Raw genomic sequence first — 20600 nt, forward strand, 5'->3', positions numbered from 1 at the left:
TGACGGTGATAGATCATGCGCCGCGCTACAACTCAGCCTGTCCGCTGCACGATCGGCGGCTTGGCGTTCAGTCCCTCGACGTGGAAACCGGCGACGCGTTTGTAGTTGGCGGCGATGTCTTCCAGCTCCTGCTGCGACAGCACGTCGGTGACGACCTTGAAGCCATCAGGTGCTCGCTCCTCGACCAGCTGCATCACCTGCTCCGGGCCGTTGCGGCGGTTCAGCATCACGAGGTCCGTGGTCGCGGGCCGCCGTTCGGCCTCATAGGCCGCGAGCGCCGCCTGCGTCGGGCCATGCGCCAAAATCTCACGCGTCAGCACGCGCGCATCCAAAATCGCCTGCGAGGCGCCGTTGGAGCCGATCGGATACATCGGATGCGCGGCGTCGCCCATGAGCGTGACGCGGCCGAACGTCCATTGCGGGATCGGATCGCGATCGACCAGCGGATATTCGTAGGCATGCGGGCAGTTCCGGATCAGGCCGGGGACATCGAGCCAGTCGAAATTCCAGCTCTCGAACCACGGCAGGAACTCGTCGAGTTTTGCCGTCCGGTTGTAGTCCTCGCGGCGCCATTGATAGGTCGGCGGCATGTGCCGCTCGGCGACCCAGTTGATGTCGAACTTGCCGTCGGGGCCTGCCTCCTTCGAGATCGGGTAGCAGACGAATTTCAAGATCTCGTGGCCGGCCATGATCATGGTGCGGCCGGTCAGGAAGGCATCGCCGCGGGTGATGCCGCGCCACAGGATGCGGCCGTTCCAGATTGGCGGCCCTTCCTGCGGATAGAGCTTCTCGCGCACCGCCGAATGGATGCCGTCGGCGGCGATCAGGACCGCGCCGTCATAGCTGCCGGCGGGCTTGCCGGTGGCGCGGTCGATGAAATCGGCGCGGACGCCGTCGGCGGTCTCGGCCCAGCCCGTGAGGTGATGGCTGGTGAGGATGTTCGCAGCTCCCAGCCGTTCGGTCGCGGCGTCGAGCAGCAGCTGTTGCAGCCGGCCGCGATGGATCGAGAACTGCGGCCATTTGTAGCCGGCCTCGAGCCCGCGCGGCTCGCTCCAGATCGGCTTGCCGTGCTTGGAGAAATAGGCGAGCTCGCGGGTGCGCACCGCTGAAGCGTCGAGCACATCGTGCAGGCCGAGCTCGATCAGTTCGCGCACCGCATGCGGCAGCACGTTGATGCCGACGCCGAGCGGCCTCAACTCGGGCACGCTCTCGAAGACGCGGGCCGGCACGCCGATCTGGTGCAGGCTGAGCGCCAGCGTCAGCCCGCCAATTCCGCCACCTGCAATGAGCACAGTCATGAAAAATCCCTCAATTGGCATGGTCATCGCACGACGGCACCGCCGTGGGCAAGGTCCGCGGCACGCGCGGGGTGGACGGCCGATGGCGCTGCCGTTAACCTCCGCGCCGTCAAAACAAGAACCAGAGCCGGGTTCGCAACGAACCGACAACGCTCGGAGAGGACTGCAACATGCTCAAGCTCTATTTTGCCCCCGGCACCTGCGCGCTCGCGTCCCACATCGCGCTGGCCGAGGCCGGCGCGCCCTACACGACCGAGAAGATCGACTTCAAGACCAACCAGCAAAACAGCCCGGAATACCTGAAGATCAATCCGAAGGGCCGCGTGCCGACGCTGGTGACCGATCGCGGCGTGCTGACCGAGACGCCGGCGATGCTGGCCTACATCGCGCAGAGCTTTCCGCAGGCGAAGCTCGCGCCCGACGACGCCTTCGAATTCGCCACGCTGCAGGCCTTCAACTCCTATCTGTGCTCGACGGTGCATATCTGCCACGCCCACAAGATGCGCGGTGCGCGCTGGGCGACGCAGGAGACTTCGTTCGCCGACATGAAGGCGATGATCCCGAAGACCATGGGCGCCTGCTTCAACCTGATCGAGCGCGACATGCTGAAGGGCCCGTGGGTGATGGGTGAGAACTACACCGTCGGCGATGCCTATCTCTACACGCTGACCTTGTGGCTCGACGGCGACGGGGTCGACATCGCAACGCTGCCCAAGGTGAAGGCGCATCGCGCGGCGATGGAGAGCCGCCCGGCGGTGCAGAAGGTGCTGGCCGAGCAGAAGGCGTAAGGCCAAAAAATTCGGTGTCGTCCCGGGCAAGCGCAGCGCGACCCGGGACCCATAACCACCAACGATCGTTGTTACGCGACGTTGGGGCCGCAGCTCACTCTCACAACGCAACCCTGTGGTTATGGGTCCCGGCTTTCGCCGGGACGACGTGTGGATAGAGCTGGGCTACACCTTCCTTCCCTCCAGCTCGCGTCCCGTTTCCAGCATCAGCTGGCGCAGCCAGATCGAACCGGGATCCATCTGCGCCCGCGTCGGATAGAACATGTGCTGCTCGTCGATCCCTGGATCGAGCGGCGGCGTCACCGTCATCAGCGACAATTGCTTCGACAGCGCCGAGATCAGCCGGCGCGGCACGAAGGCGACGAGGTCGGTGCGCGCAGTGACGTGCAGCGCCTCGATATAGCCCGGCACCACCAGCGCGATCCGCCGCTCGATGCCCTTGGCGCGCAGCCAGGTGTCGATCAGATCCTCGTTCTGGCCGCGGATGATCACGGCGACGTGGCGCGCGGCGAGGAATGCTTCGCGCTTCTTCAGCTTCGTGCCGGCGGGGTGGCCGCGCCGCACCGCGAGCGCATCGCTGTCGGTGTAGAGCCGCTGGCGGTGAAAGCCCTTGAAGGAGTCGCCGATCGAGATCACGAGATCGATGGTGCGGGCGAATTCGGGCGTGAAGATCGCAGGTCCCCGCCACAGCACCACGTCGATGGTGACGTTCGGCGCGATCAGCGTCACCTTCTCCATCAGCGGCGGCATCAGGAGCTCGACCGCGAGGTCGGGCATCATCAGGCGAAAGTGCCGGTCGCTGCGCGCGGCGTCGAAATCGTCGGAGACGAACAGCGCGCGCACCTGGTCGAGCGCGTGGGCCAGCGGCGAGCGCAATGCCTGCGCCCGCGGCGTCAGCTCCATCCGCGCGCCGTTGCGCACCAAAAGCGGATCGCCGATCAGGTCGCGCAGCCGCTGCAGCGCGTGGCTGGTCGCCGGCTGCGACAGATTGAGCCGCATCGCGGCGCGGCTGACATTAGCTTCGCGCAGCAGGGCGTCGAGCGCGACCAGCAGATTGAGGTCAAGCGAATTCAAATTCATTGGGTGAATATATATCATACCACCTATCGATTGGAAGAATGCGTAGCCAGGCCGCAGGATTGGGGCCAAGGCGTTTTCACGCGAGCCGAAGACCGCATCGCGCGAGGAAGCGCCTGAAATCAGGCTCTATCAATCGCAAGGAGACGCGCCATGAGCGCAGCCGACAACAAGAAACTGGTGCAGGAGATGTTCGTGATCGCGGGCAGTCCCGATCCTGCGGTGCGCGAGAACTCGCTGTTCATGGCAACGCTTGCCGACGACGCGATCTGGACCGTGACCGGGCAATATTCCTGGTCGCGCACCTTCACCGGCAAGCAATCGATCATCAACGATCTGCACGGCCATGTCCGCTCGAAGCTGGCCGAGCGCGGTCGCACCGTCGCCCATCGCATCCTCGCCGACGGTGACATCGTCGTGGTCGAGGCCAAGGGCGACAACCTCACCAAGCAAGGCCAGCGCTACGACAACGACTATTGCCTGGTGTTCCGCTTCGACGGCGGCCGGATCAAGGAGGTGCGGGAATATTGCGACTCGGTCCTGACCGAGAAGGCGCTCGGCGCGTTTCCCGCGTAGCGGTGCCCCGCTAACGGGCGGTACAAACGAAGACGGCGCCCATATGGGCGCCGTCGTCTTGCCGTCGTGTGGATCGGCTTACGCCACCTTGGACTTGAGGTGGCCGAACATGATGTCGCGGGCCGCGTCGTCCATCTCGGCCTTGAAGGTGTGCTTGTCCTTCAGCGCGACCGCGCGTGCCGCCGCCGGCCGCGCCGAGATCTCGTCGACCAGCCGTTTGACGTTCGGATATTTGGCGTAGCCTTCCTCGCCGAGGACGAACGGCGCCATCCGCGCCCAGCCCCAGAACGCCATGTCGACGATCGTGTAGCTGTCGCCGACCATGTAGCGCTGTTTCGCCAAATGATCGTCGAGGATCTTGTAATGGCGGTGCGCCTCGTACTGGTAGCGGTTGTTGGCGTAGTCGAGATCCTTCGGCGCGAAGTGCTTGAAGTGCACGGCCTGGCCGGAATAGGGGCCGAGGCCGGTCGCGATGAACATCAGCCAGGACAGCGTCGCGGCGCGGTTGGCCGGCGTATTGGCGGGCAGGAACTTGCCGTGCTCCTCGGCGAGGTAGAGCAGGATCGCGTTCGAATCGAACACCAGCACGCCGTCATCGTCGATCGCCGGCACCTTGCCGTTCGGGTTGACCTTCAGGAATTCTGGCGCGAACTGCTCGCCCTTGCGGGTGTCGACCGGGATCGCCTCGAACGGCAGGCCGGACTCTTCCAGGAACAGCGCGACCTTGTTCGGGTTCGGCGCACCGTTGAAATAGAATTTGATCATGAAGGGACTCCCTTGGTTCTTGTAACCGGCGAGATCGGGACGCGGCGGGGGAAGGCCGCAGACGATCCCCTCATGCGCAAATTTCGCTGCGCTGCGCAAGCGACGAGTTTGTGAATCAGGGTCGCGTGGCGCGCTGGTCAGACGGCCCAGAAGAAGCCCAGGATACCCGCGACGACCAGCGCGATGCCCGCGACGTCCAGCATGGCGGCGGAGCGGATCGCAGCACGCAAATGGGAGGCCTGCGTCGCGCGTTCTGATTCCCGCGCGTAGCCATGGACGATGATCTCTTCATTGAACTCGCCATGCGCCTCGAGCGCGAGCGTCAGCCCGACGCAGACGAGCAGGATGCCGAAGATGATCAGGCCGAAGAATCCGAGCAGGCCGATCAGCAGCATCGGAAACATGCCGAGCAGGAAGATCGGCAGCAGCGGCACCAGCAGCAGGGTCTCGGATTGTCTTCGCATCGGGCGACCAATCGAAACGGGCAAGTGACGGGGCCAAATCTAGTCCCGACGTCGCAGCGCAACAAGGCGGCCCGCGTTCAAGACGGCGTCAACTTTCCCGACGTGTCATTCCCCGACGCGCAATTGCGCATCTGAGGGCGCCGCGAAGCGGCGAGCCCGGAATGACGAGGAAGATTGGTCGGCCTGCCTCAGCCCGCCGCCATCTCGGAGCGGATCTCGGCGCGCAGCTCGTCGATCAGCCGCAGGCCGGTCTTGGTCTCGACGTGCCAGAAGGTCCAGCCGTTGCAGGCGCCCGAGCCCTGCGCGACCGCGCCGATGCGGTGGATCGAGCCGACCTTGTCGCCGAGCATGATGGCGCCGTCGGCGCGCACCAGGGCGCCGTGGCGCTTCTTGGCGTCGACCAGCCTGGCGCCCGGCACGATCATGCCGCGCTCGATCAGTTCGGAGAACGCAACGCGGGGCGCCTCGCGCGCGGTCATGAATGGCGCCAGCGTTGCGTCCGGCAGCGGCTCGATCGCGGCGATGCGCGCCTCGGCGGCAGCCGCATAGGTCCTGTCGCGCTCGAAGCCGATATAGCTGCGGCCGAGGCGCTTGGCGACGGCGCCGGTGGTGCCGGTGCCGTTGAACGGATCGATCACGAGATCGCCGGGCTTCGACGACGACAGCAGCACGCGGGCGAGCAGCTGCTCGGGCTTCTGCGTCGGATGCACCTTCTTGCCGTCGCCGTCCTTGAGGCGCTCCTCGCCGGTGCACAGCGGGATCAGCCAGTCGGAGCGTGCCTGCACGTCCTCATTGGACGCCTTCAGCGCTTCGTAATTGAAGGTGTAGCCCTTGGCCTTCTCGTCGCGCGCGGCCCAGATCATGGTCTCGTGCGCGTTGGTGAAGCGACGGCCGCGGAAGTTCGGCATCGGATTGGACTTGCGCCACACGATGTCGTTCAGGAGCCAGAAGCCGAGGTCCTGCATGATGGCGCCGACGCGGAAGATATTGTGATAGGAGCCGATCACCCACAGCGTTGCCGACGGCTTCATTACGCGGCGGCAGGCCAGCAGCCAGGCGCGGGTGAAATCGTCATAGGCTGCGAACGACGAGAACTTGTCCCAGTCGTCGTTGACGGCATCGACATGCGACTCATCGGGGCGCTTGAGGTCGCCCTTGAGCTGCAGATTGTAGGGAGGATCCGCGAAGACCAGGTCGACCGAGCCGGCCTGAAGCTTCGACAATTCGGCCACGCAATCGCCAATGACGATGTGGCTCGATGGGGCACTCTCAAATTTAGTGCGGGGCGCCCTTGCAGACGCCCCGCGACGCGACACTACCATGACTCAAGAACTCTGACTCAGGCGACGCTGTCGGCGACGCGGGACTAAACAACCGACTGGCGCCACATTGACCCGGCAAAGTAAAAATCGACTTAATTGGAAATCTTCATGCTAAAGATTGCAGCATCTTTTGCGCGGCATGGCGCGGTGCCGTCGGCGTTGTGCTGCAACATCAGCGCGTTCGGCGAAAAAATTTGCGGATCATCAAACCGGCACGATTCGCGCGGTAGATTCGCCCTCATTCGCAGCCGTTTGCACCGCAAAGGTGCGCGCCTTCCGGACTAGGCAATTATTGCCGGGCAGGATATTGATTAACAGAATGGAAATTTTAAGTTGGAGTGTCCCGCGTTGGGTCGCCGACTGGAATGAAGGGAAACCGCCATGCGCTATGATGATTTCCGCCGCAGCGACGACGTCGAAGACCGTCGCGATGAAGGCGGGATGGGCGGAGGTGGCGGTGGCGGCTTCGGCATTCCGATGGGCGGTGGCGGGCTCGGCATCGGCACCATCATCGTGCTCGGCCTGCTCGGCTATGCCTTCGGCATCGACCCGCGCATTCTGATCGGCGGCGCCGAGATTCTCACCGGCGGCGGCCAGGCGCCGACCTACCAGACCGACCGGCAGTCGTCGGGCGGGCAGGCCAAGCGCGGCGCGCCGACCGACGAGATGGGCAGCATGATCGCCGGCATCCTGGGCGAGATCGACGATCGCTGGAGCGAGATCTTCAAGGCCAGCGGCCAGACCTACACAGGTCCGAAGATCGTGCTGTTCCGCAACGCCACCAATGGCGGCCGCTGCGGCATGGCGCAGTCGGCGATGGGACCGTTCTACTGCCCGCCGGACAAGACCATCTTCCTCGATACCGGCTTCTTCCGCGAGGTCGAGACGCGCTTCCGCGGCTGCTCGGGCAACGCCTGCAAGTTCACCGCGGCCTATATCATCGCGCATGAAGCCGGCCATCACATCCAGAACCTGCTCGGCATCATTCCGCGCGTGAACCGGCTGCAGCAGCAGGCCGGCAGCAAGGCCGAGGCCAACGCGCTGCAGGTCAAGGTCGAGCTGCAGGCCGATTGCCTCTCCGGCGTCTGGGTCAATCGCGAGGAGAAGAAGCGGCCGGGCTTCCTCGAGGCCGGCGACATCGACGCCGCGCTGACAACGGCGAACGCGATCGGCGACGACACGCTGCAACGGCAGGCCACGGGCAGGGTGGTGCCTGATTCCTTCACCCACGGCTCCGCCGCGCAGCGCAAGGAGTGGTTCATGAGAGGCTACCAGCAGGGCACAGTGCAAGCCTGCAACACGTTCGGCGGTAGCTTATAGCTCTAGACCGCGTCATCCCCGGATGAGCGCACTCGCGCTCACTCGGGAGGTGCTCGCCTCTTCGGCGAGCCTCGAAGGATGAAGCGCCCGTGGCCCATCCTTCGAGGCTCGCTTCGCGAGCACCTCAGGATGACGTCAGTGTGTGAGGTACACGATGCCTTCGATCGACGAATCCAAATCATTCATCCCGCTCAACATCGCGGTACTTGCGATTTCCGACACCCGCTCGCTGGCGGATGACAAGTCGGGCACCACGCTCGCCGACCGTCTCACCGCGGCCGGCCACAAGCTCGCGGCGCGCGAGATCGTCACCGACGATGTCGAGGCGATCAGAGCCGTGATCCGGCGCTGGATCGCCGATCCCGCCGTCGACGCCGTCATCACCACCGGCGGCACCGGCTTTACCGGCCGCGACGTGACGCCGGAGGCGGTCGAGCCGTTGTTCGAGAAGCGGATGGACGGCTTTTCGATCGCCTTCCACATGCTGAGCCACGCAAAGATCGGGGCGTCGACGATCCAGAGCCGCGCCACCGCCGGCGTTGCGGGCGCGACCTTCATCTTCTGCCTGCCCGGTTCGCCCGGCGCCTGCCGCGACGGCTGGGACGGCATTTTGGCCGCACAGCTCGACTACCGCACGCGCCCCTGCAATTTCGTCGAGATCATGCCGCGGCTGGATGAACATCTGCGCCGCCCGAAGGCGAAGGGCGCGAGCGCGTAGCAGCCGTCATTCCCCGATGCGCAATTGCGCATCTGAGGGCATCGCGCAGTGATGAGCCCGGAATCTCAAGGGTGAGCTGCCGTAGCCCGGATGGAGCGGAGCGAAATCCGGGGCAGTCTCTTCCGCGGCCGCATCGTTCCCGGATTGCGCTGCGCTCCATCCGGGCTACGCAGTCCAGACTTCTCGGCGCTGCGGCTTCACAACTCCAGCTCCCAGGTCTCGCCGACCAGATCGACCCCAAAGCTGTGATGCTTCTCTTCCTTGACGCGCTGAAAACCGGCGCGGGCGTAGATGCCGCGCGCGGCGACCAGGATGCTCTGGGTCCACAGCGTCATCTTTTTGTAGCCCTTCTCGCGCGCGGCGCGGATGCATTGCTCGACCAGGGCGCGGCCGACGCCGAGCCCGCGTGCCTTCTCCTCCACCAGCAAAAGGCGCAGCTTGGCGACCCCGTCGCCGCCGTCGACCAGGAAGATCGAGCCGACCGGCTCGCCGTCGACCTCCGCGATCCAGCAATGCTCGCGGGCGGGATCGAACGATCGCAGAAACTGCGCGCAGATCTCGGCCACCAACGCCTCGTAGCTGATGTCCCAGCCATATTCCTCCGCGTAGGCTTGTCCCTGCCGCGAGACGACCCAGCCCATGTCGCCGACGCGATGGCTGCGCAGCAGGAAGCCGACCGGTTTCCCGGCGGGCGGCTCCAGCGATAGCTCGATCGTGCTCATGGCGCGCACCACCGCGGCGCGACGGTCGCTGTCCATCTGCCGCAACAGCGCGCCGACCTCGCTGCGCGAGCGGCGGTCGAGATCGGCGGCAGCAGTGCGGCCCTTGGCGGTGAGGGCCACCTCGTTGACGCGCTTGTCGGCCTTCGACGGCTTGCGGGTCACGATCTGGCGCTTTTGCAGCGCCGCCAGCGTGCGGCTGACGAAGCCGGCATCGAGGTCGAGGTCGCGCACCAGGTCGGTGGCGGTGCAATTTTCGCGATGCGCGAGCTCGTAGATGATCCGCGCTTCCTGCAGCGTGAATGTGGAGTGCAGCAGCTTCGGCTCGATGATGCCGAGCTTGCGGGTATAGAACCGGCTGAAGCCGCGAACCGCGGCAACCTGGCTCTCGAGGGCAGTGTCATGGGAATTTGATTTCATCAAATATATTATTTGACGGAATCAAATAATCCGCAAGCGGTTTGTTCAAGCTTAGGTTCTGAAGATAGAACTTAAGCTTCAGGCTTGTTTTGACGCGTTTTCTTTACGCGAACCGGTGCCCACTTCGCTTGAAAACGCTTCAGGCCACCATGATCCTGCTGCGCAGCATGGTGCGGGAGGAGCGGCCGAGCCGGCGCAGCAGGCGCGCCTCGGAGCGGCGGGCATCGGGCCGGTAGCCGCCGATCCGCTCGTAATGTTCGCGCGCGATCAAAAGGCCTTGTTCGGCCGAGGGACCCGTGATCATCCGGGCGACGAATTTGAGGCCGTCGCGCAGGCCGGGGTCGGTGTAGGGCGCGCGGGCGTAGCGGAAGATGCCGGCGCGGTCCTTGCCGCTGGCCGCCACCATCTGGATGAACTGGGTGGTTTCCTCGATCCAGCCGGCATCGAGCACCGCTCCCGGATGCAGGAACATCAGCCAGGGCGACCGCGCCTGCCGCGCGCCTGCCGCAAGCGCCGCGGCGCGCGTGCCCTCGAAGCGCAGGAAGCGGCAACCGGCGACGTCGGCGACGCGCTCCATCACATCGCTGTTGCTGCGGTCGACCAGCAGCACTTCGCGGATGACGCCCGCGGCCGCGCCCGGCACCAGCGCCGCCAGGGTTGCGACCGCGGTGCGCTCGACGCCGTCGGTTGGAATGATCACGCTCAGCATGATTTTGAGGCTTCGATGGCTCAAACGATGGAGAAACTCCGGCCGTGTTATCACCTTGTCATATTCAAAGCAGCCTGTTCGCCTGCAGAATTTTTGTAGCAAGGTTCTGTGGAATTTCTCCGTTCACGTTCTTGATTTGTTCTCGTGCTGTGTTAGCTTCAGAACATGAGCCGAGCATCCTCTCATGCCCTCAAGCACCCGCCGGTAACGGCGCCCTCCGATAACCCGGCGGGTGCACCTTCACCTGTTCCTGCTCCTTTTCCCGAGCTTGCGGTCGCGATCGAGCGCGAGCGGCGGCGCGGCCGCGGCGCGCAGTCCAACGCCAGCGGCCGCTACGAGGCCGAGGCGCGCGTTGCCTTCGACGACGGCTGGCAGAGCCTCGAAGATTTGCCGCCGTTCACGACCAGCGTGGCGTTCGACACCTCACGCAAGGTGATCACCCGCAACGACTCGCCCGACATCGGCTTCGACCGTTCGATCAATCCCTATCGTGGCTGTGAGCACGGCTGCGTCTATTGCTTCGCGCGGCCGACCCACGCCTATCTCGGCCTGTCGCCGGGGCTGGACTTCGAATCGAAGCTGTTCGCCAAGCCGGACGCACCCGCGCTGCTCGAGAAGGAACTGGCGGCGCCGGACTACGAGGCGCGGATGATCGCGATCGGCACCAACACCGATCCCTATCAGCCGATCGAACGCGACCGGAAGATCATGCGCGGCATTCTCGAGGTGCTCGAGCGCGCCGGCCATCCGGTCGGCATCGTCACCAAGTCGGCGCTGGTCGTGCGCGACATCGACATCCTGGCGCGGATGGCCAAGCGCAATCTCGCCAAGGTCGCGCTCTCGGTGACGACGCTCGACCCGAAGCTCGCCCGCACCATGGAGCCGCGGGCCTCGACCCCGCCGAAGCGGCTCGAGGCGATCAAGCGGCTCGCCGACGCCGGCATCCCGACCACGGTGATGGTCGCGCCCGTGATCCCGGCGCTGAACGACTCCGAGATCGAGCGTATCCTCGATGCCGCCGCGCATGCCGGCGCCAGGGAGGCGAGCTACGTGCTGCTGCGCCTGCCGCTCGAGGTCCGCGATCTGTTCCGCGAATGGCTGATGGCGAACCATCCCGACCGCTACCGTCACGTCTTCACGCTGATCCGCGACATGCGCGGCGGCCGCGACTACGACTCGCAATGGGGCACCAGGATGAAGGGCACCGGCCCGATGGCCTGGATGATCGGCCGCCGCTTCGAGATCGCCTGCGAGAAGCTCGGCCTCAACAAGCGGCGGACCAAGCTGACTACCGATCACTTCGCCAAGCCGAAGCGCAACGGACAGCAACTCAGTCTATTCTAGGTGAGGGCGCGTAGCCCGGATGCAGCGCAGCGAAATCCGGGGCTCGTCGACCCCTGGCCAAAGACTTCCCGGATTGCGCTTCGCTCCATCCGGGCTACGAAGACGTCAAACAGTGAGTGCAACAATGAGTAACACCCCGACCGCACGCTTCACCGTCCTCACGCTCGGCGTCAGCGACATGCGCGCCAGCATCGACTTTTATGAATCGCTGGGCTTCACCAGGAAGATGCGCGCGACCGGCGAGGAGGTTGCCTTCTTCGAGACCGGCGGCACCGTGCTCGGCCTGTTCCCGTGGCATCTGCTCGCCGCCGATGCCGGGCTGCCGGATCAGCCGCGGCCGTCGGCGTTCCGCGGCGTCGCGATCGCCTGGAACTGCAACGACGACGCCGAGGTCGATCGTGTGATGGCGTTCGCGCTGTCGAAGGGCGCCAGGCTGCTGAAGCCCGCGCAGCCCACCAGCTATGGCGGCTATTGCGGTTATTTCGGCGATCCCGACGGCCACGCCTGGGAAGTGGTACGCGCGCCGGGCTTTGAGGTTCGCGACGACCGCCGGGTGTCAATTCCCGATTAGAGCGCCGATCCCGATTAAAGCGGCGAATTGAATAACGGGGAAGGGCGCCAGGTTCCAGGTTGCGCCGCGGGCCGGGCTTGATCACGATCCCCGCATGATTCGGGACAAGTCCAACAGCACGTCTAAGATCGCGTCGAAGAAGAAACCGGCCGGGCCGGACAAGCGCGTCATCGTGGTGACGCGGCCGAGCTTTCGGCGCGAGCGCGCGCTGATCAAGCGCGGCGTCTGGCCGGTCGCCGGCTGCGACGAGGCCGGGCGCGGGCCGCTGGCGGGTCCCGTGGTCGCCGCCGCCGTGGTGCTGGACCCAAATCGGATTCCCAAGGGCCTCGATGATTCGAAGCGGCTGACCGTCGAGCGCCGCGAGGAACTGTTCGAGGAGATCTGCGCCACATCGGCGTTCTCGGTCGCGGTGGCGTCGCGGGCGCGGATCGATCGCGACAACATCCTGCGCGCCTCGCTGTGGGCGCTCGCGCGCGCCGTGCACGCGCTGCCGGAAATGCCGAAGCACGTCTTCGTCGACGGCCGCGACAAGCTCGCCACGCCCTGCGACTGCGACGCCGTGATCGGCGGCGACGGCATCGTGGCCTCGATCGCGGCGGCCTCGATCATCGCCAAGGTGACGCGCGATCGCCTGATGTGCGCGCTGGCGCTGGATTGTCCCGGCTACGGCTTCGAGCAGCACAAGGGCTATGCGGTCCCCGAGCACCTCGAGGCGCTCGACCGGCTCGGCCCCAGCAGCCATCACCGCACCTTCTTCGCGCCCGTCGTCGCCGCACGGCTGAAGCATTTCCCCGTCCCGGCGGAGCCGGATCTGTTCACGATCGACGCGGAAAGCGAAGCCGCGGCATCCGAAGCGGCGTAAGCGCACCGTCTCCAACCACGCAACGCCGTCATCGCCCGCGAAAGCGGGCGATCCAGTATTCCAGAGGCAGTCGTTTTTGATCGAGAGGCCGCGGCGTACTGGATCACCCGCTTTCGCGGGTGATGACAGCGGAAGCGGGGGGATGACAGCGGAGACTGACTTTACAGTGCAGTCTGGCGCGACACCGTTGCCTCCACCGCCGCCGCCGTTTATCAAAAACCCTCGGGATCAGATGGCGCCGCTTGATAGGGGTGGCTGGGGCATTTCAGGCGTTTCATGCGGTTTACCTCCCTGGTTGTCGAACTGATCCGCGCCCGGCCGCGCCTCGTGGTCTGGATCGTGGTGCTGGCGCAGGCCGCGATCTGGCTGTTCCTGCCGGCCATCTTCTACGGCAGCCCGCCCGGCAACCTCGCCGCCATCCTCGCCTTCGGCCGCGAATATCAGGTCGGCACCGACATGGGGCCGCCGCTCGCGTTCTGGCTCGCCGACATCGCCTTCCGCGCCGTCGGCAATCACGTGTTCGGCGTCTATCTCCTGGCGCAGGTCTGCGAAATCGTCACCTTCATCGCCTTCTACGCCCTGGCGCGCGCCATCGTCGGCGGCCCGCAGGGCGTGCTGGCGGTGCTGCTGTCGATGACGGTGGTGGTGTTCTCCTCGCCAAGCGTCGAGTTCGGCCCGCTGATCCTGGCGCGCCCGCTCTGGGCGCTGCTGCTGCTGCATTCCTGGCAATTGATCGGGCAGAACCGGCGCAGCGCCTGGTTCGCCTGGTCGATCGATTGCGGCCTGCTGCTGCTGACGACGCCGGCGGCGATCGGCATGATCCTGCTCGTGACGGGCTTTGCGCTCGCAACCGAGCGCGGGCGGCGCATGCTCAAATCGGTCGATCCGATCTACGCGCTGCTGGTCATCATCGTGCTGGCGCTGCCCTACCTGATCTGGCTGCTCCGCGCCGACGTGCTGGCGCTGCCGGCCTTGCCTGCACTCGCCGATCTCAAGGCGCGCGCGCTGCGCTGGGGCGTGGTGCTCGGCGGGCTGGTCGTGGCGACCGCCGCGATCGCGCTGCTGGCGATCTTCAATTCGCGCTGGTTCGCCGGCAAGACTGAGGATGCCCCGATCATCTACCGTCCGCCGGTCAGTCCGCTGGCGCGGCAATTCGTGTATTTCTTCGCGTTCGCGCCGGCGATCGCGAGCAGCTTCGTCTCCGGGCTGTTCAATCTCGATCGCGCGTTCGGCGGCGCCGGCGTGGCGCTGTTGATGTCCGGGCTCGCCGTCGTCGTCGCGACCGGCGATATGATTCCGCTCAGGCGGCAGCGGCTGCTGCGTTCGGTCTGGGCCCTGGCGGTCGCGGCGCCCGCCGCGCTGGCGCTGGCGGCGACGCTGTTCCTGCCCTGGACCAGCACCACGGAAGCGTCCACCTCGCTGCCGGCAGCCGCGTTGGGCCGCTTCTTCGATGACAGCTATGAGCGCCGCACCAACCAGCGCCTGCGCGCGGTGGCGGGCGATCCCGAACTTGCCAGCCTGATTGCGATGAACCGCCGCCGCCCCCATCTCTTGCTCGACGCCACGCCGCAGCGGACGCCGTGGCTGTCGGTCGCAAAATTCAACGAGACCGGCGGCGTCGTGGTGTGGCGCGCACAGGACACCGCCGGCACGCCGCCGCCCGACATCGCGCAGCGCTTCCCCGGCCTCGTGCCGGAAGTGCCGCGTTCGTTCGACCGGCTGGTCAACGGACGGCAGCCGGTGCTGCGGATCGGCTGGGCGATCGTGCGGCCGAAGGGGACGTGATTTGACGTGGAGCCGTAGCCCGGATGAAGCGCAGCGAAATCTGGGGCCGCTCTAGCCACCCTACGATCGACTACCCGTCCTGCGACTGGGCGAGGCACAAAATGGACTTCAATCCGCCTGCAGGCTCAAAAATTTCCGTCGTCACGGAAGGCTCCGCCCCAGTAATTGTCATCCCCCAGCCGGACAATCCGATGGCCCTCTTGGTGGGGCTTCTCATGGTATTCCTTCTCTTCTTCGGGGCGATCGCCTTGATCCATACAGCTTCAATGGTTCTATCCGGACAGGGAAACGTGTCCCTCGTGATTTGGATGGGACTATGGACGCCCGGCCTGGCACTCACTGCTTGCGTAGTTTATCGCCTGCTCCGCCGCCGCGGCGCGGTACCGGAAACGCTTACGCTGGACCGTGATAGCGTTGGCTATGACTCCGGCCTGGTTCCGCTGCTGCTGAAAGGCAGGGCTATCAGCTTCCCCAAGCAGGTACATGTCGATCTTGACCGCCAGCAACTTCAGTCCCTTCGCTTGCGTGGGAACGTCGTTGGCCAATGGCGTTTGACAATTGACGTCGGTGCCGATCGGATAGACATCGCACCGAATGCAAGCGGGGTTGAGCGCGAATGGATCGCCTGTCTCCTGGCGAAGCATTACGGGTTGACGCAAGTCCGATCGGAAGCGGCTGCGTAGGATGGGTAGAGCCAGCGGGTCCGCGCAAAGCGCGGCCCGATAATAAACTTCGCGGAACCCAACTCGTATCCGCGGCGCGCAATGATGGGTTTCGCTGCGCTCTACCCATCCTACGAAGCTACGCCGTCCCCGCTTGCAGCACCTTTGCGATCGCGCGGAGATCCTGCCACGACAGCCGCTTGTACGACGGCGAGCGCAGCAGATAGGCCGGATGGAAGGTGGCGACGGCGCGGATCGTGCGGGTGCCGGTGTCGTAGTCGATCCATTTGCCGCGCGTGCGCATGATGCCCTCGCGCGTGCCGAGCAGCGCCTGCGTCGAGGGATTGCCGAGCGTCACCAGCACGTCGGGATTTACGAGTTCGATATGGCGCTGAATGAAGGGCAGGCACACCTGCGTCTCCTGCGGCGTCGGCGTGCGGTTGCCGGGCGGCCGCCACGGGATCACGTTGGCGATATAGGCCTTGCTGCGGTCGAGCCCGATCGCGGCGATCATGCGGTCGAGCAGCTTGCCGGAGCGGCCGACGAACGGCAGGCCCTCGATGTCCTCGTCGCGGCCGGGCGCCTCGCCGACGAACATCACGCGCGCCTGCGGGTTGCCGTCGGCGAACACCAGCTTGGTCGCGGTGTGCTTCAGCGCGCAGCCGTCGAAATTCTCCATCAGCGTGCGCAGGGCTTCAAGCGTCGGCGCGGTCCGCGCAGCCTCGCGCGCGGAGGCGATCGCGGCATCCGGCGCCACGGTGATTTCGCTGCGCGGAACTGACGGCATCGGCGTCGGCCGCAGCGGATTGAGCGCAACTGATGGACGCGGCGCGGCAGGGGCGGGAACTGGCTCGGGCTCCTCGAGCCGGTTGATCGGCGCATCGCCAAGCGCGCAATCGACCCCGGCCTCGAGGTAAAAGGCAAGCAATTGCTGCAGTGTAGGGGTGGGCTCGGGCGGCAGGGCCATCATGGGTGTAATTTTAGCATGAACGGGAAAAGTGGAGGCTGGTTTTTGGAAAAGATTATGCTCCTGTGGCGTCGCGGCCGCGCGAAACCTCGCCAAGCGCAATTCCATGGTTGTCCTTCCGCTAAAAATCGGAAACAACGACCTCTGAAAAGCTTAGAAGCGTTCTCAATGGGCTGAGATCAAAGATCATGAGTGCTGAAGACCTTCCTCCGCGCGAGTCTATGGAATTTGACGTCGTCGTCATCGGCGCCGGCCCGTCGGGCCTGTCGGCCGCGATCCGGCTGAAGCAGCTCAATCCGGAGCTCTCGATCGTCGTGGTGGAGAAGGGCTCCGAGGTCGGCGCGCACATCCTGTCGGGTGCGGTGATCGATCCGGCCGGCCTCGACAAGCTCGTGCCCGATTGGCGCGAGGACGCCGATTGTCCGCTGAAGACACAGGTCAAGGACGATCGCTTCTACTGGACGACGTCGCAAGGCTGGTTCCGCCTGCCGAACTTCATCATGCCGCCGCTGATGAACAATCATCACTGCTACATCGGCTCGCTCGGCAATGTCTGCCGCTGGCTGGCACCGAAGGCGGAAGCGCTCGGCGTCGAGATCTATCCGGGCTTCGCCGCCACTGAGGTGCTCTATGACGACAAGGGCGCGGTGCGCGGCATCGCCACCGGCGACATGGGCATCGCCAGGGACGGCAGCCACAAGGATTCCTACACCCGCGGTATGGAGCTGCTCGGCAAGTACACGCTGTTCGCCGAAGGCGCACGCGGCTCGCTGTCCAAGCAGCTGATCGCGAAGTTCAATCTCGATGCCAACTCCGAGCCGCCGAAGTTCGGCATCGGCCTCAAGGAGGTCTGGCAGATCGACCCGGCGAAGCACAAGAAGGGTCGGGTTCAGCACACACTCGGATGGCCGCTGAACGACAAGACCGGCGGCGGCTCGTTCCTCTATCACTACGACGACAACCGCGTCGCGGTCGGCTTCGTAGTGCATCTGAACTACAACGATCCGTATCTGTCGCCGTTCGACGAATTCCAGCGCTTCAAGACCCATCCCGACGTCCGCGAGCTGTTCGAGGGCGGCAAGCGGCTCGCCTATGGCGCGCGCGCCATCACCGAGGGCGGCTACCAGTCGGTGCCGCGGCTCTCGTTCCCGGGCGGCGCGCTGATCGGTTGCGCGGCGGGCTTCGTCAACGTGCCGCGCATCAAGGGCGTCCACAATGCGATGGGCTCCGGCATGCTCGCCGCCGAGCATGTCGCGGCCGCGCTCGGCGCCGGCCGCGCCAATGACGAGTTGGTCGAATACGAGAACGCCTGGCGTTCGTCGGCGATCGGCAAGGACCTGTTCAAGGTCCGCAATGCCAAGCCGTTGCTGTCGAAGTTCGGCAACCTGCTCGGAATGGCGCTCTCCGGCTTCGACATGTGGTGCAACACGCTCGGCTTCTCGCTGTTCGGCACCCAGTCGCACGCCAAGCCGGACCGCAAGACGCTCGATCCGTCCAAGCAGCACCAGCCGATTGCCTATCCGAAGCCGGACGGCAAGATCTCGTTCGACAAGCTGTCGTCGGTGTTCCTGTCCAACACCAACCATGAGGAGGACCAGCCGGTCCATCTCAAGGTCGCCGACCTCAATCTGCAGAAGACCTCGGAGCACGACGTGTTCGCCGGCCCCTCCAACCGCTATTGCCCGGCCGGCGTTTATGAATGGGTCGAGGAGTCGTCAGGCCCGCGCTTCCAGATCAACGCCCAGAACTGCGTCCACTGCAAAACCTGCGACGTGAAGGACCCCAACGGCAACATCACCTGGGTTCCGCCGGAGGGCGGCGGCGGTCCGAACTACGAGGCGATGTAAGGCGAGGGTGGGCTCGAGGCGGCCGACCACATTTGCGTGAGGCGGCCGCGCGAGTTGCCGCAACCTGCGCTGCGCCTCTCCCCTTGTGGGAGAGGCCGGATTGCATCGACAGGTGCAATCCGGGTGAGGGGACCGGTCCATCGAGGGACTTCGATCGACGGATAGACCTCAATCCCTCACCTGGAATTCAAGCTTTCGCTTGAATTCCGACCTCGCCCACAAGGGGAGAGGTGGAACTGGCCGCGTGGCGAGCCTCCCGGGGCGCTTTTTGCGTCCGCGCGCGAATATGCCCGGCCCGGTCACGATACCGCCATAGTGGAAGCGTCTTGCGGGGGCTGGCTGGATCGGCGGGCCTAAAGGCCTAATCTGCCAATTGATTCGTCATGGATTGCCTTTGGGCGATCCTTGCGGATAAGCGCCAAAAGCGGCATTGTCCCCCGCCGTGATGCCGCCGCTTGGGTTCGCATTTTGAGACTGATCGCAAGATCTTGGCCATAAAATCCATCTTGGCGTAAATCCCTGGAGCAAGGCGACCGTGATGCTGTCCACCCGATTCCACCGCCTGACGATTGCCGTTCTCGCTGCCGCGGCGCTTGCCGTGCCTGCGCAGCTTGCAGCGCAAACGCCGGACCATCCGACCGACAATACCGCGCAATTCCCGTCCAAGAACGACCTGAAGTCGCTGACCACGGCCGGCAGCTATCTCGCCGCTCGCCACGCCAGCGTCGAGCGCGATGCGACCTCGGCCGCGGCGTTCTACCGCTCGGCGCTGCGCACCGACCCGAAGAATTCCGAGCTGCTCGACCGCGCCTTCATCTCCTCGCTCGCCGACGGCGACATCGAGGAGGCGGTCAAGCTTGCCGACCGCATCCTGACCCAGGACAAGGCTAATCGCGTCGCGCGCCTGGTCGTCGGCGTGCGCGATCTCAAGCTGAAGAAATATGCCGCCGCGCAGTCCAACATCAACCAGTCGGTGCGCGGCCCGATCACCGATCTCGTCGCGACGCTGCTGTCGGCCTGGGCCGCCTATGGCGCCGGCGACAGCAAGGCCGCGGTTGCCTCGATCGACAAGCTGACCGGCCCGGAATGGTACCCGATCTTCAAGGACCTGCATGCCGGCATGATCTACGAGCTCTCCGGCAAGGAGAAGGACGCGGGCGCCCGCTTCGAGAAGGTCTACAAGCTCGACGATTCGATGCTGCGCACGGTCGACGAATATGCGCGCTGGACCTCGCGCAACAAGGACGCGGCCGCCGCGACCGCGATGTACGAGGCCTTCGACAAGAAGCTGCCGCGTCACCCGCTGGTGCTGGAAGGCATCAAGGAGACCAAGGCCGGCAAGAAGCTGCCGCCGCTGGTCGAGTCGCCGCAGGCCGGCGCGGCCGAGGCGCTGTACGGCATCGGCGCGACGCTGACGCGCCGCGGCGGCGAGGACCTCGCGCTGGTCTATCTGCAGCTCGCGCTCTATCTGCAGCCCAACCATCCGCTGGCGCTGCTGTCGCTCGCCGATCTCTATGAATCGGTGAAGAAGCCGCAGATGGCGATCAAGGTCTACGAGCGGATGCCGGCGTCCTCGCCGCTGAAGCGCAACGCGCAGATCCAGCTCGCGACCAATCTCGACGCCGCCGACCGCAGCGACGAGGCGATCAAGATCCTCAAGGAAGTCACATCGGATCAGCCGAAGGACATCGAGGCGATCCTGGCGCTCGGCAATATCGAGCGCGGCCGCAAGAAGTTCGCCGACTGCGCCACCACCTATTCGCAGGCGATCGACGCGCTGCCGGCCGGCGGCGACAAGAATGCCTGGGTCACCTATTACTATCGGGGCATCTGCGAGGAGCGCTCCAAGCAGTGGAACAAGGCCGAGGCCGACATGCGCAAGGCGCTCGAGCTGCAGCCCGAGCAGCCGCATGTGCTGAACTATCTCGGCTATTCCTGGATCGACCAGGGCATCAACCTCGACGAAGGCATGAAGATGATCAAGCGTGCCGTCGATCAGCGTCCTGACGACGGCTACATCGTCGACTCGCTTGGCTGGGCCTATTACCGGATCGGCAATTACGAGGAGGCGGTGAAGAACCTCGAGCGCGCGATCGATCTGAAGCCGGAAGATCCGACCATCAACGACCATCTCGGCGACGCCTACTGGCGCGTCGGCCGCACCCTGGAAGCCAAGTTCCAGTGGGCGCATGCCCGCGACCTCAAGCCCGAGCCGGAAGAGCTGCCGAAGATCCAGGCCAAGATCGACAACGGCCTGCCGGACGATACCTCCAACGCCGCCGCTGCCGAGAAGAAGAAGGACGACGACGGCAAGGGCGGCTAGACCTCCCGTCCGCTTGCTGAGCTCCCACCGTTCCCTTTCCCGCTTGCGGGGGAGGGCCAGGGT

19 protein-coding genes are annotated in these 20600 nt (G+C 65.2%); 11 read left to right on the forward strand and 8 right to left on the reverse strand.

The genetic code is table 11. From position 1 onward, the window contains the following. Positions 1–32 precede the first annotated feature (32 nt). Entirely contained in the window at positions 33–1298 is a 1266-nt protein-coding gene (locus AC1VNY_RS29220; protein WP_482407776.1) for a flavin-dependent oxidoreductase, read from the reverse strand. A gap of 170 nt (positions 1299–1468) precedes the next feature. Between AC1VNY_RS29220 and AC1VNY_RS29225 the strand changes: the two genes are divergently transcribed. Next, positions 1469–2086 carry a glutathione S-transferase family protein gene (locus AC1VNY_RS29225; RefSeq protein WP_482407777.1) on the forward strand — a complete coding sequence of 206 codons (618 nt, stop codon included), beginning with the start codon at positions 1469–1471 and terminating at the stop codon, positions 2084–2086. A gap of 165 nt (positions 2087–2251) precedes the next feature. Here the strand turns inward: AC1VNY_RS29225 and AC1VNY_RS29230 are convergent, their stop codons facing one another. After that, entirely contained in the window at positions 2252–3166 is a 915-nt protein-coding gene (locus AC1VNY_RS29230) for a LysR family transcriptional regulator (RefSeq protein ID WP_482407778.1), read from the reverse strand. A 150-nt stretch (positions 3167–3316) separates the two neighbouring features. Here AC1VNY_RS29230 and AC1VNY_RS29235 point away from each other — a divergent pair, with 150 nt between their 5' ends. Then, on the forward strand, positions 3317–3739 hold the full coding sequence (locus AC1VNY_RS29235) for a nuclear transport factor 2 family protein (protein WP_038386050.1): 423 nt from the start codon (positions 3317–3319) through the stop codon (positions 3737–3739). A gap of 78 nt (positions 3740–3817) precedes the next feature. Here AC1VNY_RS29235 and AC1VNY_RS29240 read toward each other — a convergent pair whose 3' ends face one another. The 3 genes from AC1VNY_RS29240 to AC1VNY_RS29250 form a co-directional block, all read right to left on the reverse strand. Further along, positions 3818–4504, reverse strand: a complete 687-nt coding sequence (locus AC1VNY_RS29240; protein ID WP_482407779.1) for a glutathione S-transferase family protein — start codon at positions 4502–4504, stop codon at positions 3818–3820. A gap of 137 nt (positions 4505–4641) precedes the next feature. Then, complete coding sequence (locus tag AC1VNY_RS29245) at positions 4642–4968, reverse strand: hypothetical protein (RefSeq protein ID WP_482407780.1); 327 nt, start codon at positions 4966–4968, stop codon at positions 4642–4644. A 188-nt stretch (positions 4969–5156) separates the two neighbouring features. After that, positions 5157–6290 (reverse strand): site-specific DNA-methyltransferase, encoded by a 1134-nt coding sequence (locus AC1VNY_RS29250; protein ID WP_028342966.1) that lies wholly within the window; start codon positions 6288–6290, stop codon positions 5157–5159. A gap of 381 nt (positions 6291–6671) precedes the next feature. On the opposite strand from AC1VNY_RS29250, the gene ypfJ reads away from it, so the two are divergent. Beyond that, a complete protein-coding gene (ypfJ, locus tag AC1VNY_RS29255; RefSeq protein ID WP_461191869.1) occupies positions 6672–7610 on the forward strand; it encodes a KPN_02809 family neutral zinc metallopeptidase in 939 nt (312 codons plus the stop codon). A 154-nt stretch (positions 7611–7764) separates the two neighbouring features. After that, entirely contained in the window at positions 7765–8328 is a 564-nt protein-coding gene (moaB, locus tag AC1VNY_RS29260; protein ID WP_482407781.1) for a molybdenum cofactor biosynthesis protein B, read from the forward strand. Positions 8329–8525: 197 nt separating this feature from the next. On the opposite strand, the gene AC1VNY_RS29265 is transcribed toward moaB, so the two are convergent. Together AC1VNY_RS29265 and AC1VNY_RS29270 are read right to left on the reverse strand one after the other, a co-directional pair. Beyond that, positions 8526–9467 carry a bifunctional helix-turn-helix transcriptional regulator/GNAT family N-acetyltransferase gene (locus AC1VNY_RS29265; RefSeq protein WP_482407782.1) on the reverse strand — a complete coding sequence of 314 codons (942 nt, stop codon included), beginning with the start codon at positions 9465–9467 and terminating at the stop codon, positions 8526–8528. 139 nt (positions 9468–9606) lie between these two features. Next, on the reverse strand, positions 9607–10176 hold the full coding sequence (locus AC1VNY_RS29270) for a glycosyltransferase family protein (RefSeq protein ID WP_018273373.1): 570 nt from the start codon (positions 10174–10176) through the stop codon (positions 9607–9609). A 165-nt stretch (positions 10177–10341) separates the two neighbouring features. Between AC1VNY_RS29270 and AC1VNY_RS29275 the strand changes: the two genes are divergently transcribed. The 5 genes from AC1VNY_RS29275 to AC1VNY_RS29295 all read left to right on the forward strand — a co-directional run bounded on the left by AC1VNY_RS29275 (position 10342) and on the right by AC1VNY_RS29295 (position 15421). Then, positions 10342–11520: a PA0069 family radical SAM protein gene (locus AC1VNY_RS29275; RefSeq protein ID WP_482407783.1), complete on the forward strand. Its 1179-nt coding sequence runs from the start codon at positions 10342–10344 to the stop codon at positions 11518–11520. Positions 11521–11644: 124 nt separating this feature from the next. Then, on the forward strand, positions 11645–12091 hold the full coding sequence (locus AC1VNY_RS29280) for a VOC family protein (RefSeq protein ID WP_038386063.1): 447 nt from the start codon (positions 11645–11647) through the stop codon (positions 12089–12091). A gap of 94 nt (positions 12092–12185) precedes the next feature. Then, complete coding sequence (locus AC1VNY_RS29285; RefSeq protein WP_482407784.1) at positions 12186–12953, forward strand: ribonuclease HII; 768 nt, start codon at positions 12186–12188, stop codon at positions 12951–12953. A 276-nt stretch (positions 12954–13229) separates the two neighbouring features. Further along, complete coding sequence (locus AC1VNY_RS29290) at positions 13230–14738, forward strand: glycosyltransferase family 39 protein (protein ID WP_482407785.1); 1509 nt, start codon at positions 13230–13232, stop codon at positions 14736–14738. 101 nt (positions 14739–14839) lie between these two features. Further along, positions 14840–15421, forward strand: a complete 582-nt coding sequence (locus AC1VNY_RS29295; RefSeq protein ID WP_482407786.1) for a hypothetical protein — start codon at positions 14840–14842, stop codon at positions 15419–15421. A gap of 118 nt (positions 15422–15539) precedes the next feature. Here the strand turns inward: AC1VNY_RS29295 and AC1VNY_RS29300 are convergent, their stop codons facing one another. Continuing rightward, positions 15540–16361, reverse strand: a complete 822-nt coding sequence (locus AC1VNY_RS29300; protein ID WP_482407789.1) for a uracil-DNA glycosylase — start codon at positions 16359–16361, stop codon at positions 15540–15542. Between the two features lie 194 nt (positions 16362–16555). Between AC1VNY_RS29300 and AC1VNY_RS29305 the strand changes: the two genes are divergently transcribed. Both AC1VNY_RS29305 and AC1VNY_RS29310 read left to right on the forward strand, forming a co-directional pair. Beyond that, on the forward strand, positions 16556–18214 hold the full coding sequence (locus tag AC1VNY_RS29305) for an electron transfer flavoprotein-ubiquinone oxidoreductase (RefSeq protein WP_482407787.1): 1659 nt from the start codon (positions 16556–16558) through the stop codon (positions 18212–18214). A gap of 538 nt (positions 18215–18752) precedes the next feature. Then, complete coding sequence (locus AC1VNY_RS29310) at positions 18753–20537, forward strand: tetratricopeptide repeat protein (RefSeq protein WP_038386068.1); 1785 nt, start codon at positions 18753–18755, stop codon at positions 20535–20537. Positions 20538–20600 lie beyond the last annotated feature (63 nt).

Source organism: Bradyrhizobium ferriligni, from assembly GCF_056837965.1.

Coding starts and splice junctions, on each gene's coding strand:
- AC1VNY_RS29220 (WP_482407776.1), bottom strand. CDS start 1,298: ATGACTGTGCTCATTGCAGGTGGCGGAATTGGCGGGCTGACGCTGGCG.
- AC1VNY_RS29225 (WP_482407777.1), top strand. CDS start 1,469: ATGCTCAAGCTCTATTTTGCCCCCGGCACCTGCGCGCTCGCGTCCCAC.
- AC1VNY_RS29230 (WP_482407778.1), bottom strand. CDS start 3,166: ATGAATTTGAATTCGCTTGACCTCAATCTGCTGGTCGCGCTCGACGCC.
- AC1VNY_RS29235 (WP_038386050.1), top strand. CDS start 3,317: ATGAGCGCAGCCGACAACAAGAAACTGGTGCAGGAGATGTTCGTGATC.
- AC1VNY_RS29240 (WP_482407779.1), bottom strand. CDS start 4,504: ATGATCAAATTCTATTTCAACGGTGCGCCGAACCCGAACAAGGTCGCG.
- AC1VNY_RS29245 (WP_482407780.1), bottom strand. CDS start 4,968: ATGCGAAGACAATCCGAGACCCTGCTGCTGGTGCCGCTGCTGCCGATC.
- AC1VNY_RS29250 (WP_028342966.1), bottom strand. CDS start 6,290: ATGGTAGTGTCGCGTCGCGGGGCGTCTGCAAGGGCGCCCCGCACTAAA.
- ypfJ (WP_461191869.1), top strand. CDS start 6,672: ATGCGCTATGATGATTTCCGCCGCAGCGACGACGTCGAAGACCGTCGC.
- moaB (WP_482407781.1), top strand. CDS start 7,765: ATGCCTTCGATCGACGAATCCAAATCATTCATCCCGCTCAACATCGCG.
- AC1VNY_RS29265 (WP_482407782.1), bottom strand. CDS start 9,467: ATGAAATCAAATTCCCATGACACTGCCCTCGAGAGCCAGGTTGCCGCG.
- AC1VNY_RS29270 (WP_018273373.1), bottom strand. CDS start 10,176: ATGCTGAGCGTGATCATTCCAACCGACGGCGTCGAGCGCACCGCGGTC.
- AC1VNY_RS29275 (WP_482407783.1), top strand. CDS start 10,342: ATGAGCCGAGCATCCTCTCATGCCCTCAAGCACCCGCCGGTAACGGCG.
- AC1VNY_RS29280 (WP_038386063.1), top strand. CDS start 11,645: ATGAGTAACACCCCGACCGCACGCTTCACCGTCCTCACGCTCGGCGTC.
- AC1VNY_RS29285 (WP_482407784.1), top strand. CDS start 12,186: ATGATTCGGGACAAGTCCAACAGCACGTCTAAGATCGCGTCGAAGAAG.
- AC1VNY_RS29290 (WP_482407785.1), top strand. CDS start 13,230: ATGCGGTTTACCTCCCTGGTTGTCGAACTGATCCGCGCCCGGCCGCGC.
- AC1VNY_RS29295 (WP_482407786.1), top strand. CDS start 14,840: ATGGACTTCAATCCGCCTGCAGGCTCAAAAATTTCCGTCGTCACGGAA.
- AC1VNY_RS29305 (WP_482407787.1), top strand. CDS start 16,556: ATGAGTGCTGAAGACCTTCCTCCGCGCGAGTCTATGGAATTTGACGTC.
- AC1VNY_RS29310 (WP_038386068.1), top strand. CDS start 18,753: ATGCTGTCCACCCGATTCCACCGCCTGACGATTGCCGTTCTCGCTGCC.